This is a genomic window from Micromonospora sp. NPDC002389 (assembly GCF_040296095.1).
Taxonomy (GTDB): Bacteria; Actinomycetota; Actinomycetes; order Mycobacteriales; family Micromonosporaceae; genus Micromonospora.
Map to the genome: position 1 here is coordinate 116,009 of NZ_JBEOWP010000004.1, position 12,880 is coordinate 128,888.

The window sequence follows — 12,880 nt, forward strand, 5'->3', positions numbered from 1 at the left end:
GCGGCGCAGTCCGCAGCCAGCGCAGAGGACCCGGGGCGCAGGGGACGGAGCGCGGGGTCCCGGGAGGGGCGAGGCGTTGCGGGTGAGGTCAGGTCGGCCAGGCGCGGACGAACAGGTCGCGGGTGTCGCCGAGCAGTTGCGGCAGCACCTTGGTACGCCCGATCACCGGCATGAAGTTGGCGTCACCGCCCCAGCGGGGCACCACGTGCTGGTGCAGGTGGGCGGCGATGCCGGCGCCCGCCACCCCGCCCTGGTTCATGCCCAGGTTGAAGCCGTGCGCGTTGCTGACCTTGCGGACCACCCGCATCGCGGCCTGGGTGAACGACGCCAGCTCGACCGTCTCCGGCTCGTTCAGGTCGGTGTAGTCGGCCACGTGCCGGTACGGGCAGACCAGCAGATGCCCCGGGTTGTACGGGTACAGGTTGAGCACCACGAAGACGTGCTCGCCCCGCGCCACGACCAGGCTCTCCTCCGCCGGTCGGGCCGGGGCCAGGCAGAACGGGCAGCCGGAGGGTTGCTCGTAGCCGCCCTCGGGTCGGTCCTCGCCGGAGATGTAGGTCATCCGGTGGGGCGTCCAGAGCCGGTCCAGCCCGTCGGCCATGTCCCTGTCGCTGTGCTCGTCCGCTCCCCCAGTCACACCGGCGATCCTACGGCCCCGCCGAGCGGGTGCCGAGCCTCGGCCCGGCACCCGTCGTGATCGGTGGAGCGGCACCCGGCGTGAATGTTAGGAAGGGTCCCCTGCTCTACCGCAGGCGTTAATAAGGTGCCCTTCCTTACATCTGGGCGGAGGGGCCGACGTTGGTGCGGGTGCGGACGACGTCGAGCACGTGCGAGACCGCCTCGGCCAGCGGCACCCCGTTGCGCTGCGAGCCGTCCCGGTAGCGGAACGAGACGGTGCCGGCGGCCACGTCGTCGTCCCCGGCGATCACCATGAACGGGATCTTCTGCTGCTGGGCGGTCCGGATCTTCTTCTGCATCCGGTCGTCACCGGCGTCCACCTGGGCGCGGACGCCCTCGGCGCGCAGCGCGGCGACGAAGCCGTGCAGGTAGTCGGCGTGGTCCTCGCGAATCGGGATGCCGACCACCTGCACCGGGGCCAGCCAGGCCGGGAACGCCCCGGCGTAGTGCTCGGTGAGCACGCCGAAGAACCGCTCGATCGAGCCGAACAGCGCACGGTGGATCATGACCGGCCGCTGCCGGGTGCCGTCGGCCGCCTGGTACTCCAGGCCGAAGCGCTCCGGCAGGTTGAAGTCGACCTGGATGGTGGACATCTGCCAGGTCCGGCCGATGGCGTCCTTGGCCTGTACGGAAATCTTCGGGCCGTAGAAGGCCGCACCGCCCGGGTCGGGCACCAGGTCCAGACCGGACTCCTCGGCCGCCGACCGCAACGCCTCGGTGGCCCGCTCCCAGTTCTCGTCGGTGCCGACCGACTTCTCCGGGTTGCGGGTGGACAGCTCCAGATAGAAGTCGTCCAGGCCGTAGTCGCGCAGCAGTTCGAGCACGAAGGCGAGCAGGGACTTCAGCTCCCCTGCCATCTGCTCCTCGGAGCAGAAGATGTGCGCGTCGTCCTGGGTCATGCCGCGCACCCGGGTCAGGCCGTGCACCACGCCGGACTTCTCGTAGCGGTAGACCGTGCCGAACTCGAACATCCGCAGCGGCAGCTCCCGGTAGGAGCGGCCACGGGACCGGAAGATCAGGTCGTGCATCGGGCAGTTCATCGGCTTGAGGTAGTAGCTGGCGCCGTCCACCTCCATGGGCGGGAACATGCCGTCGGCGTACCAGTCGAGGTGCCCGGAGACCTCGTAGAGGTGGCCCTTGGTGATGTGCGGGGTGTTGACGAACTCGTACCCGGCCTGCTCGTGCTTGAGCCGTGAGTAGTTCTCCATCTCGCGGCGGATGATGCCGCCCTTGGGGTGGAAGACCGCCAGGCCGGAGCCGAGCTCGTCGGGGAAGCTGAACAGGTCGAGGTCCGCGCCGAGCTTGCGGTGGTCGCGCCGGGCCGCCTCCTCCAGCAGCTTCAGGTACGCCTTGAGCGCGTCCCGGGTCGGCCAGGCGGTGCCGTACACCCGCTGGAGCTGGGGGTTGCGCTCGCTGCCCCGCCAGTACGCGGCGGCCGAGCGCATCAGCTTGAACGCGCCGATCAGGCGGGTGTTGGGCAGGTGCGGGCCCCGGCACAGGTCGGACCAGCAGACCTTGTCGGAGTCGGCGGCGAGGTTGTCGTAGATGGTCAGCTCGCCGCCGCCCACCTCCATCACCTCGGAGGAGTCCAGCCCCTCGCCCTTGACGTCGATGAGTTCCAGCTTGAACGGCTCGGCGGCCAGCTCGGTCTTGGCCTCGTCGAGGCTGTCGAAGCGCCGCCGCCGGAACCGCTGCCCGGACTTGACGATCTCCTGCATCCGCTTCTCGACCTTGGCGAGGTCGTCCGGCTGGAACGGCTTGTCGACCGCGAAGTCGTAGTAGAAGCCGTTCTCGATCGGCGGGCCGATGCCGAGCCGGGCCTCGGGGAAGACGTCCTGCACCGCCTGGGCCAGCACGTGCGCGGTCGAGTGCCGCAGCACGTCGAGCCCGTCCGGCGAGTCCAGCGCGACCGGCTCGACGGCGGTCTCCTCGGCTGGACGCCAGTCCAGGTCGCGCAGGGCGCCCTGCGGGTCGCGGACCACCACGATCGCCTTCGGGCCGGTGGTGGGCAACCCGGCCGCCGCCACCGCGTCGGCCGCCGTCGTCCCGGCGGCGACGACGACGGGGTCGGCCACGGCGGGGGTACGGGGTGCGGACACGGGTGAACTCCTCGCAGCAGATGTGACGGAAAGGTGCCGGTGACGGCTCACCGCGATGGTATCGGTCGGCGTGGTGGCCACCGTCCCCGACACCGTAGGGGACGAATCCCGCCACCGTTGAACCTTTTCGGCCTGGGATCCGAACTACCAGGTGTGGCCGGAGCCGGTTCCGGCCACGTCGATGTGGAGGGGAACCCAGCATGGCGATGACGCGCGGCGGCAGCCGTCGACGCCGGGGCGCGCTGGTGGCCGCCCTGGCCACGGCCGGGGTACTGCTCTGGCCCGCCAGCACGGCGTGGGCCGACGGTGTGACGTTCACTCCGGCCGAGGCCCAGCAGGGCAACTCGGTCAAGCTCGAGTTCCTGGTGCCCGACGAGCGGCCCGGGGTCCGGACCGAGCGGATCGAGATCCGGATGCCGGCGGAGACTCCGGTGGCCGAGGTGTATCCGCTCTCGGTGGAGGGCTGGGCGCCCGCCATCACCACCCGCAAGCTCGACGCCCCGATCGCGGGCATGCACGGTCCGGCGACCGACGTGGTGACCGCCGCGCTGACCTGGACCCGGGCCACCGGCGAGGCGGGTGCGGGCCCGGCCCGCCTGGTGTTCTCGATGGCGCCGCTGCCGCAGACCGAGCAGGTGCGGTTCGAGCTGACCCAGACCTACGCCGACGGCCTCCAGGTGCACTGGGGCGACCGTCCCGGCCAGCGCCCGCTGCCCGCGCTGACCCTCACCCCGGGCGACCCGGCGTACCCGGGTGCCGCCCACGGCGGTCACGGCGCGGCACCCGGCGGTGCGGCGCCGGGCGACCCCGTGCCGACCGCCGCCACGCCCGACGAGGGCCCGAACGCCAACAGCCTGCTCGCCGCCGGCCTGGTCGCCGGTCTCGGCGGTGGCGCGGTGATCGGCTGGCTGATCAGTCGACGCCGCCGTTCCGGCACCGAGGAGATCGACCGGTCGGTCCTCGACGAGCAGCCCACCGCCGAGCCGTCAGCCGACGCGGACCCGGCGCAGCGCCGCGACGACGAGGTGGTCGAGGCCGGCGCGAACCGCTGAGGGTCGGCCTCGTCGTCGTGCCAGCTTGGCGGGTTGTCGGGTGGGCCGCAACGACGTACCGCGCCACTCCGAGTACCGTTCTGGCGTGGCCACCGTCCTGCTGGTCGAAGACGATCACGTCGTACGCGGCGCGATGCTTCGCTCCCTCACCGACCGGGGCCACGCCGTGCACGCGGTCGGCACCGCGCTGGACGCGCTGCGCCGGGTGGCCGCCGAGACGCCCGATCTGGTGGTGCTCGACCTGGGCCTGCCGGACCTGGACGGATCGGACGCCCTGCGGATGCTGCGCGGCATCACCGACGTACCGATCATCATCGCCACCGCCCGCGACGACGAGCAGTCCGTGGTCAAGCTGCTACGGGCCGGTGCCGACGACTACATGGTCAAGCCGTTCACCGGCGCACACCTGGACGCGCGGATCACCACCGTGCTCCGCCGGGTCGGCCGCGCCAGTCGCGGCGTGGCACCGGCCGTGCACAGCGTCGGCGGGCTGCGGGTCGACGTCGGTGAACGCAGCGCCCTCCTGGACGGTGAGGCGCTGGCGCTGACACGTAAGGAATTCGACCTGCTGGCCTATCTCGCCGCCCGACCTGGCCGGGTAGTGTCCCGGCGGGAGCTCTTGGAGGAGGTATGGCGGCAGCCATCGGTCGGCGAGGACCAGACCATCGACGTGCACCTGTACTGGCTACGCCGCAAAATGGGCGAGTCCGCGGCGAAGCCTCGCTACCTGCGCACCGTGCGGGGGGTGGGCTTCCGGCTGGTGGCGCCGGACTGAGGCGCTCGCTGGCGCTGCTGACCGGCGGCACCGGCATCCTGCTGGCACTGGCCTTCCTGATCCCGCTCGGCCTGGCCCTGGGCGGCCAGGCCCGCGAGGAGGCGATCGCCGACGCGGCCCGACGCAGCGCGCTGGTCACCGGCGCCCTCGCGGTGAGCACTGAGCCGGCGGTGGTGGACCGCGCCATCGAGGCCAGCAGCGCCGACCCGGCGACCCGTCCGGTGGTGCACGGTCTCGACGACGTGGCCGCCGAGGCCGGACGCGCCGACGCCGGGCAGCTCGACCGGGCCCGCGACGAGGGACGTTCCCTGGTGGTCGACGTCGACGGCGGGGTGCTGCGGCTGGACCCGGTGGTGTTGGGCGACCGGACGGCCGTGGTGGAGGTGTTCGTACCGGACGAGGCGCTCGGCGGCTCGGGCCGCTGGTGGCTGCTGGCCGGGGTGGCCGTCGCCCTGGTGGGCGCGGCCGTGCTGGTGGTCGACCGGCTCGCGGCGCGTACGGTCGACGCCACCCGGGGGCTGGTCAAGGCGGCGCTCGCGGTCAGCGACGGCGACCTGGGCGTACGCGTGGAGCCGAGTGGCCCGCGCGAGGTGGCCGAGGCCGGGCACGCGTTCAACCGGATGGCCGAGCGGTTCGTCGCGGCCCGCACCGAGGAGCGGGAGTTGGTGGCGGACCTGTCCCACCGGCTGCGGACCCCGTTGACCGTGCTCCGGCTCGACGCGGAGGCGCTGGAGTCCGACGACACCAGCGTGGACGCGTTCAGTCAGGCGGAGCTGGACCACCGACGCGGCATCCGGCGGATCCGGCAGGCGATCGTCACCCTGGAGGGTGAGATCGACGTGCTGATCAAGACCACCCGCAAGGCGGTGGCCACCGAGGCAGCTCCGGCGATGTGCGACGTGAGCGAGGTGGTCCGGGACCGGATGGTGTTCTGGGCGGCCCTGGCCGGTGACCAGAACCGCCCGCAACGGGTGGTCGGCGCCCAGTTGCGCATCCCGGCGCCGGTACCCCGGGCCGAGTTGGCCGCCGCGCTCGACGCGGTGATCGGCAACGTGTTCCGCTACACGCCGCAGGGCACGGCGTTCGAGGTGGCGGTGTCCCGGCGCGACGGGTACGTGGCCATCCGGATCGACGACGCCGGGCCGGGCATCGCCAACCCGGATCGCGCACTGCGCCGGGGCGCCAGCGACCAGGGTTCCACCGGCCTCGGGCTGGACATCGCCAAGCGGGTGGCGTTGCAGGCCAACGGTTCGGTGAGCATCGACCGGGCGCGGCTGGGCGGCGCGAGCGTGGTGATGCTGCTCGCCGACCCGGAGGCGACGCCCCGGCAGGTCAGCCGGTTCGGCCTGGTGGGTCGGATGGCCCGGGAGGCACGGGAGCAGAAAGGCAGCGGACGGCGCTGGCCGAGGCAACGTCCCACCGACGGCTGAGCACATGGTCTGCGCGGCCCGGGTTGTGCGGCGGCACAAGTCTTCCTTAGATCCGAATTAACGACGTCCCATTGGCCCGGTAAGGGTGCCAGGATCAGCTCCGAACCCAGCAGTTCCGCCGGCTCTCCGCTCCCAGCGCACATCGGCCGGTGGAGCCGTGCGCGCGGCGGGAGACACGGTCCCCCCACACCTCCTCCCGTCGCGCGCACTTCCAGGCGTCCCCCGGTCCCGACCGGGTCGGTCGGGACCGGGGACCTCCGCAGGCGAGGTCAGTCGCGCGGGGCGGCCAGGTAGGCGTCGATCTCCGCGATGATCCGCTGCTTGCCCGCCGGGTCGAGGAACGAGGCGGTCACCGCGTTACGGGCCAGCGCCGCCACCTGCTCCGGGCCGGCGTCGAGCAGCCGGGCGGCCACCGCGTACTCGTCGTCGAGGGTGGTGCCGAACATCGGCGGGTCGTCGGAGTTGATCGTCACCAGCAGCCCGGCCTCGACCAGCGTGGGCAGCGGGTGCTCCTCGATGGCGGCCACCGCCCGGGTCCGCACGTTGGAGGTCGGGCAGACCTCCATGGCGATCTGCCGCTCGGCGAGGTACGCGAGCAGCTCCGGGTCCTGCGCGGCGGAGATGCCGTGGCCGATCCGCTCGGCGCCCAGCTCGCGCAGGGCGTCCCAGACGGTCTGCGGGCCGGTGGTCTCCCCCGCGTGCGGCACCGAGTGCAGTCCCGCCGCCCGGGCCTGGTCGAAGTAGGGCTTGAACTGCGGCCGGGGCACCCCGATCTCGGGGCCGCCCAGGCCGAAGCTGACCAGCCCGTCCGGGCGCTCGTCGAGGGAAATCCGCAGCGTCTCCTCGGCGGCCGGCAGGCCCGCCTCGCCGGGGATGTCGAAGCACCAGCGCAGCTCGATGCCGAAGTCGGCGGCGGCCCGCTTGCGGGCGTCCTCGATCGCCTCGCAGAACGCCGGTGCCGGGATGCCCCGGCTCACGTGCGAGTACGGCGTCACCGTCAACTCGGCGTAGCGCACCTGCTGGCGGGCCAGCTCCCGGGCCACCTCGTGGGTGAGGATCCATACGTCCTCCTGGTCACGGACCAGGTCCACGACGCTCAAATACAGCTCGACGAAGTGCGCGAAGTCGCGGAAGACGAAGTAGTCGGCGAGCAACTCCGGGTCGGCGGGGACCGGCGTACGCCCCTCGTGGCGGGCGGCCAGTTCGGCCACGATCCGGGGTGAGGCGGAACCGACATGGTGCACGTGCAGTTCGACCTTGGGCAGTCCGGCGATGAAGGTACGCAGATCGGTCACGGGTTCTCCTGGGCGATGGCACCGGCACACCGGCGACGACGACGGTCCGTGCGCAGTCTTGCAGGCCGCTGGTCCGGTCGTGGAGAGGCACGTCCACCGGGTCCGGCTCGCGCGGCCCGGCCTCGGCACGGCCGCCGGCGGGTCACTAGGCTCGGTCGCATGGAGCAACGCACCTTCCCCCGCATGGGCCGACAGGTCGGCGTGGTCGGGCTCGGCGCCTGGCAGCTCGGCGCCGACTGGGGCACGGTCACCGAGGACGACGCCATGGCGGTGCTGGACGCCGCGGTCGACGCCGGCATCACCTTCCTGGACACCGCCGACGTCTACGGCGACGGCCGCAGCGAGCAGCTCATCGGGCGGTACCTGGCGGCCCACCCGGACGCCGGGCTGACGGTGGTCACCAAGATGGGGCGTCGGGTGACACAGACCCCCGAGGCGTACATTCTGGACAATTTCCGTCGGTGGACGGATCGTTCGCGGGCCAACCTCGGCGTGGACACGCTGGACCTGGTGCAGTTGCACTGCCCGCCGACGCCGGTGTTCGCCACCGACACGGTCTTCGACGCCCTCGACACCCTCGTCGCCGAGAAGCGCATCGCCGCGTACGGCGTCAGCGTGGAGACCTGCGACGAGGCGCTCACCGCGATCGCCCGGCCCGGGGTGGCCAGCGTCCAGATCATCCTGAACGCACTGCGCCACAAGCCGCTGGAGCGGGTGCTGCCGGCCGCCTCGGCCGCCGGGGTGGGCATCATCGCCCGCGTACCGCTGGCCAGCGGACTGCTCTCCGGCCGGTACGACGAGCAGACCACCTTCGCCGCCGACGACCACCGTTCCTTCAACCGGCACGGGGAGGCGTTCGACGTCGGCGAGACGTTCTCCGGCGTCGACTACACGCTGGGGCTGGAGGCGGTACGCCGGCTCGCCCCGCTGGTCGGCGACGACCGGACGATGGCCCAGTTCGCCCTGCGGTGGGTGCTCGACCAGCCCGGGGTCACCGTGGTCATCCCCGGCGCCCGCGACGCGGCACAGGCCCGTGGCAACGCCGCGGTGGCCGGTCAGCGGCCACTGTCCACGGAGGAACAGGCAGCGGTGGCCGCCGTCTACGACGAGCTGATCCGTCCCCAGGTGCACCAGCGATGGTGACCGGGGAGACGGCCGAGGGCACCAGCGCCCCGGCGGAGCAGAGCCCGGCTCCGCAGGACCGGATGAGCGGCTGGTTCCGGCTCACCAGCGGCCTGCTGGCCGTGGTGATCGGGGCGGTCTGGACGGTGCAGGGCCTCGGGTACGTCGAGGACAGCCTGATGACCGGTCAGCGGATCTGGGCCGCACTCGGTCCGCTGCTGGCCCTCGTCGGTGCGGTGCTGCTCTGGCTGGGCATGCGGGCCCGGACGCGACGCTGACCGAGGGATGCGGAAAGCCCCGCGGTCCGTACGGAACGCGGGGCTTTTGCACCTGTGCGGGGACTGCCTCGCCATCTGGCGGCCGGCGGTCGCCGACCGGTGTGTCAGAGGGGGCGGACCTGCTCGGCCTGCGGACCCTTCTGGCCCTGGGCGATCTCGAACTCCACCCGCTGGTTCTCCTCCAGCGACCGGTAGCCGCTGGACTGGATGGCCGAGAAGTGGACGAACACGTCAGCACCCCCGCCGTCGACGGTGATGAAGCCGAAGCCCTTGTCAGCGTTGAACCACTTCACGGTTCCCTGCGCCATGTGTATCTCCTTCTAAAACTGGCGGCCGAGCACGCCGTGCGGCCGGTTGGCCGTTTTCGAGCAGCGGCGCCTGAGGCGGCCCCCAATGAAGGAGACTTCTCTCAACCCACGCCATCTCTCAACAGCGTGGAACAGCAAACCACGTACGCAAAAACTCTGCACAGCCTACCCGACGAAATTCTCCGACATGTGACCTGACGGATGCGAAAGATCCGCTGTGCGGCATCCGCGAGGTAAGGCAAAAGGCCCCCTTGACCGGGTACGGACAAGGGGGCCGAACAGCCCGGACCGCAGTCCGGACGCCGTCAAGACCTAGTCGGGCCAGCGGCCGGTCAACCGGCGTACGCCCACCGCGCCACCACGGTCCACGGCGGCCCGGACGACCGAGAAGATGGCGCCCTGCAACGCCGCCGCCGCGAGGATCTCGCCCCAGCGGCGGTCCTCGTCGACGGGATCGGGCGCGTCACCGTCGCCGGCGGTCAACTTCCACACCTGGCGGAAGACGGCGCCCGCGATCGCACCGGCGGCGATACCGGCCAGGATGCCCACCGGCCGGTAGGCGACCTTGCTCAACCCCTTGCTCACCCACGCCTCCCTCGAATGATCATCAGCACCACGGCGGTGACGATCGCGCCCGCCGCGAGGGCGACGAACGGCGCCGGCCCGTGCCGCCCCCGCACCGGCGGATGGGTCAGGGCCGCCTGACCACGGACCCGGGCGACGGTCAGCGCCGCCTGCTCCCGGACCCGCTCGCGCGCCTGGTCCGCCGAGGACTTCAGCCGCTTCTTGACGTCGGCCTTGGCGGCCAGCGCCTCCACCGTCTCGCCCAGCTCGACCCGCGTCCGCCGGATCTCCGCCCGCAACGCGTCGGTGTCGCCGGTGCCGTTGCCGTGGCCGTTGCGCGTCCCGTTGTGTGTCATGCCCGTCCCCTGTCCTTCACCGCCGCGCTGACCACGTCGACGTCGGCCCGCAGGCTCTGCACAGTGGCCTGCGGCACCGGCGGGACCGCCTGGCTGACCTGTTTCTTGCCGAGCAACGCGAGGACGCCGGCGATCAGGAAGACGACCGCCGCCACGATGAGCGCGGCCGCCCACGCCGGTAGCACCAGGGCCAGCAGCAGGATCGCCGCGGTGACCAGCGCGCCGAGGCCCAGGAAGGCCAGTGCGCCGCCGCCGGCGAGCAGGCCGACGCCGATACCGGCGTGCTTGCCCTTCTCTGTCAGTTCCGCGCGGGCCAGCGCGAGCTCGTCCCGGACCAGGCGAGACACCTGCTCCGTCGCCCGCTGGACCAGCTCGGCGGTGGAGGGCTCGCTTCCGTTGTGGGATGTACGGACGTTCGCCACGTCAGCCATGCTGTCCCCCTCTCGTCGTCACCGCGCTGTATGCCCGAAGTAGCCGCCCGCCAATCCTGCGTGCGAAGAAGGAGCAGGGCGTCCCGCACGAGGTCCCCGGGAAACCTTCCGTCAAACCTGTCCGGCCCGCCCCGTTCGGGCGTCCTCACCCGATGCGGGCCGGTGGGCGGTGGGGTCGTCACCGCCCGCCGGCCCGCATCGGCACGCATCCGGGGTCAGCGGCGCGCCTCGACGGGCTCGTCGGGGCCGACGAAGGCCTCGCTGCGCGCGTCGCCGTCGTCGCTGCCGCCGAAGAGGCGGGCGTCGTCGGGGACCTCCCCGTCCTCGAGGCGGCCGGTCCGGCGCTTGGGGTGCACCCACTGCCAGGGCAGCGAGGCGGTACCGTCGCCGACCTCGGCACGCAGCCGCGGCAGCGCGGTGGGCCGCTGGTCGCGTACCCACGCCACCATGTGCTCGCGGACCAGGCAGCGCAGGTCCCACAACGCGCCGGCGCTGGCGGCGCTCACCAGCGCCCGCAGCTTGACCATGCCGCCGGTCGCGTCCGTAACCTGGAGTACGCAGACCCGGCCGTCCCACAGGTCGGTGCCCTCCACCAGGCGACGCAGCTCCTCCCGCATCGCCTGCACCGGCAGCGACCAGTCGACGTCGAACTCCGCGGTGCCGAGCACCGCCGCCTCGGTACGCGTCCAGTTCTGGAACGGGGTGCTGGTGAAGTAGGAGGTGGGCAGGATCAGCCGGCGGTCGTCCCAGATCTGCACCACCACGTAGCTGAGGGTCAACTCCTCGATCCGGCCCCACTCCCCCTCGACCACGACCACGTCGTCCAGGCGGACCGCGTCGCTGAAGGCGAGTTGCAGCCCGGCGAAGACGTTGCCGAGCAGGCTCTGCGCGGCCAGCGCGGCGACGATACCGACCACACCGGCGCTGGTCAGCACACCGGCACCGATGCCGCGCACCGCCGGGAACGTCATCAGCATCACGCCGACGGTGAGCACCACGATCACCACGATGGTCACCCGGCGCAGCATGACGACCTGGGTGCGTACCCGGCGGGCGTGCCGGTTGTCCGGCACGTCCACCCGGAACCGGGCCAGCGCGGTGTCCTCCACCACCACCAGCAGCGAGGTGACCAACCAGGCGGTGGCCGCGATGACCGCGAGCACCAGCATGTGCAACAGCGCCTGCCGCCACCCGGTGCCGACCGCGTAGCCGGTACTGAACCGGACCGCGAACTGCACGGCGAGCACGGTGGCCGCGATCTGGAACGAACGGTGGGCGTGCTCGGTCAACTCCATCAGCAGTCGTGAGCGGTGGCCCCACCGCCGGATCGAGCGATGCACCACCTCGACCACGGCAATGGCGATCGCCGCTGCGGCGAGCGCGGCGACGACCGTCACGAGGTAGCTGTGCACGTGTGATTCTCCTTCCGGACCGACAACAAGATCCACGCAAAGGGGCAAGTTTGCCCCAGAACGCCGTCACCGGCCACCGCAACGCCGCTGCGGTGGCCGGTGACGGAGGGGGCGGAGTCAGACCTTGCGGTAGCGGGCCGGGAGGGATCAGACCTTGCGGTAGCGGGCCGGGAGGGATCAGACCTTGCGGTAGCGGGCCGGGAGGGATCAGACCTTGCGGTAGCGGGCCTGGAGGAAGCAGTAGAGGCCGAAGGCGGCGATGCCCAGCCCGACCAGCGAGAGCAGGACGGTGCCGAACGCCTGGTCCCGCAGCGTCCGCAGGGCGGCGTCCAGACCCCGGGCCTTCTCCGGGTCGTAGTTCACCGCGGCCAGCACGACCAGGAAGCCGGTCACCGCGAACGCGCTGCCCCGGGCGGTGTAGCCGGCCATGCCGAGCCGCCGGGCGAGCTGGGTGGTCCGGGCGTTCATCTCGCCGGTCTTCAACCGCTTCATGAACTTCTTCTTGACGCCGTAGATGAACATGCCGACGCCGACCCCGACGAGGACCAGGCCGGCGAGACCGACCAGCCACCGGCCACCGGTCGACTCCATCAGGCGGGCGGTCAGCTCCTCCTGCTGGGAGGCGCTGTCGGAGTTGGCGTTGGAGAAGACCTTCCAGGCCGTCCAGGCCAGCCAGAGGTAGATGACCGCGCGGGCCGCGGAGAAGACCCGCTCCTTGATCCGGTCGTTGCCGCTCTCGGTCTGGTGCCCGATGGCGGCTTCGAGGGCCTGCCAGATCGCCATGGCGACCATGCCGACGGCGATGGCGATGACCACGAACGTGCCCATCGGCTGCGCGGCGAGTGTCCGCAGCGCGCCGGACTGGTCACCGTCGTCGGAGGAGTTGCCGAATGCGATCTGCAACGCCAACCAGCCGAACAACAGGTGGACGATCCCGTAGCCGATGAAACCGGCCCGGGCGAGGAGTTCCAGCCACCGGCTGTCTGCCGTTCGGGCGGCGGTGGCTTCGGCGTTCCGGGTGAGAGACATGGGCCATCAATCTCCGGACGCGAAGATTTCCAAACGTGTCCAGCCGTCGCC

The 12,880-nt window shown here is 71.8% G+C and carries 14 protein-coding genes; 5 read left to right on the plus strand and 9 right to left on the minus strand.

Annotation, left to right across the window (positions count from 1 at the left end; translation table 11 throughout):
- Positions 1-88 precede the first annotated feature (88 nt).
- Together ABT008_RS09435 and thrS are read right to left on the minus strand one after the other, a co-directional pair.
- A complete protein-coding gene (locus ABT008_RS09435; protein ID WP_350695581.1) occupies positions 89-601 on the minus strand; it encodes an HIT family protein in 513 nt (170 codons plus the stop codon).
- 172 nt (positions 602-773) lie between these two features.
- Positions 774-2,777 carry a threonine--tRNA ligase gene (gene thrS, locus ABT008_RS09440; RefSeq protein WP_350695102.1) on the minus strand — a complete coding sequence of 668 codons (2,004 nt, stop codon included), beginning with the start codon at positions 2,775-2,777 and terminating at the stop codon, positions 774-776.
- Between the two features lie 200 nt (positions 2,778-2,977).
- Here thrS and ABT008_RS09445 point away from each other — a divergent pair, with 200 nt between their 5' ends.
- The 3 genes from ABT008_RS09445 to ABT008_RS09455 all read left to right on the plus strand — a co-directional run bounded on the left by ABT008_RS09445 (position 2,978) and on the right by ABT008_RS09455 (position 6,034).
- Positions 2,978-3,829 (plus strand): DUF1775 domain-containing protein, encoded by an 852-nt coding sequence (locus tag ABT008_RS09445; protein ID WP_350695103.1) that lies wholly within the window; start codon positions 2,978-2,980, stop codon positions 3,827-3,829.
- A gap of 85 nt (positions 3,830-3,914) precedes the next feature.
- Positions 3,915-4,604: a response regulator transcription factor gene (locus tag ABT008_RS09450; RefSeq protein WP_131054346.1), complete on the plus strand. Its 690-nt coding sequence runs from the start codon at positions 3,915-3,917 to the stop codon at positions 4,602-4,604.
- A 17-nt stretch (positions 4,605-4,621) separates the two neighbouring features.
- Positions 4,622-6,034: a HAMP domain-containing sensor histidine kinase gene (locus ABT008_RS09455; protein ID WP_502890393.1), complete on the plus strand. Its 1,413-nt coding sequence runs from the start codon at positions 4,622-4,624 to the stop codon at positions 6,032-6,034.
- A gap of 269 nt (positions 6,035-6,303) precedes the next feature.
- Here ABT008_RS09455 and ABT008_RS09460 read toward each other — a convergent pair whose 3' ends face one another.
- A complete protein-coding gene (locus tag ABT008_RS09460) occupies positions 6,304-7,329 on the minus strand; it encodes an adenosine deaminase (protein ID WP_350695105.1) in 1,026 nt (341 codons plus the stop codon).
- 159 nt (positions 7,330-7,488) lie between these two features.
- Between ABT008_RS09460 and ABT008_RS09465 the strand changes: the two genes are divergently transcribed.
- Positions 7,489-8,472: an aldo/keto reductase gene (locus tag ABT008_RS09465; RefSeq protein ID WP_350695108.1), complete on the plus strand. Its 984-nt coding sequence runs from the start codon at positions 7,489-7,491 to the stop codon at positions 8,470-8,472.
- Positions 8,473-8,534: 62 nt separating this feature from the next.
- Positions 8,535-8,729 (plus strand): hypothetical protein, encoded by a 195-nt coding sequence (locus ABT008_RS09470; RefSeq protein ID WP_350695584.1) that lies wholly within the window; start codon positions 8,535-8,537, stop codon positions 8,727-8,729.
- 104 nt (positions 8,730-8,833) lie between these two features.
- Here ABT008_RS09470 and ABT008_RS09475 read toward each other — a convergent pair whose 3' ends face one another.
- The 6 genes from ABT008_RS09475 to ABT008_RS09500 all read right to left on the minus strand — a co-directional run bounded on the left by ABT008_RS09475 (position 8,834) and on the right by ABT008_RS09500 (position 12,829).
- Positions 8,834-9,037: a cold-shock protein gene (locus ABT008_RS09475; protein WP_067306996.1), complete on the minus strand. Its 204-nt coding sequence runs from the start codon at positions 9,035-9,037 to the stop codon at positions 8,834-8,836.
- Positions 9,038-9,349: 312 nt separating this feature from the next.
- On the minus strand, positions 9,350-9,622 hold the full coding sequence (locus ABT008_RS09480) for a DUF4235 domain-containing protein (RefSeq protein WP_350695110.1): 273 nt from the start codon (positions 9,620-9,622) through the stop codon (positions 9,350-9,352).
- On the minus strand, positions 9,619-9,957 hold the full coding sequence (locus ABT008_RS09485) for a DUF3618 domain-containing protein (protein WP_350695112.1): 339 nt from the start codon (positions 9,955-9,957) through the stop codon (positions 9,619-9,621). The genes ABT008_RS09480 and ABT008_RS09485 overlap by 4 nt, the downstream gene beginning before the upstream one ends.
- A complete protein-coding gene (locus tag ABT008_RS09490; RefSeq protein WP_350695113.1) occupies positions 9,954-10,388 on the minus strand; it encodes a phage holin family protein in 435 nt (144 codons plus the stop codon). The genes ABT008_RS09485 and ABT008_RS09490 overlap by 4 nt, the downstream gene beginning before the upstream one ends.
- Before the next feature lie 215 nt (positions 10,389-10,603).
- A complete protein-coding gene (locus tag ABT008_RS09495; protein WP_350695115.1) occupies positions 10,604-11,800 on the minus strand; it encodes a mechanosensitive ion channel family protein in 1,197 nt (398 codons plus the stop codon).
- 207 nt (positions 11,801-12,007) lie between these two features.
- Positions 12,008-12,829 carry a DUF1206 domain-containing protein gene (locus ABT008_RS09500; RefSeq protein ID WP_350695117.1) on the minus strand — a complete coding sequence of 274 codons (822 nt, stop codon included), beginning with the start codon at positions 12,827-12,829 and terminating at the stop codon, positions 12,008-12,010.
- Positions 12,830-12,880 lie beyond the last annotated feature (51 nt).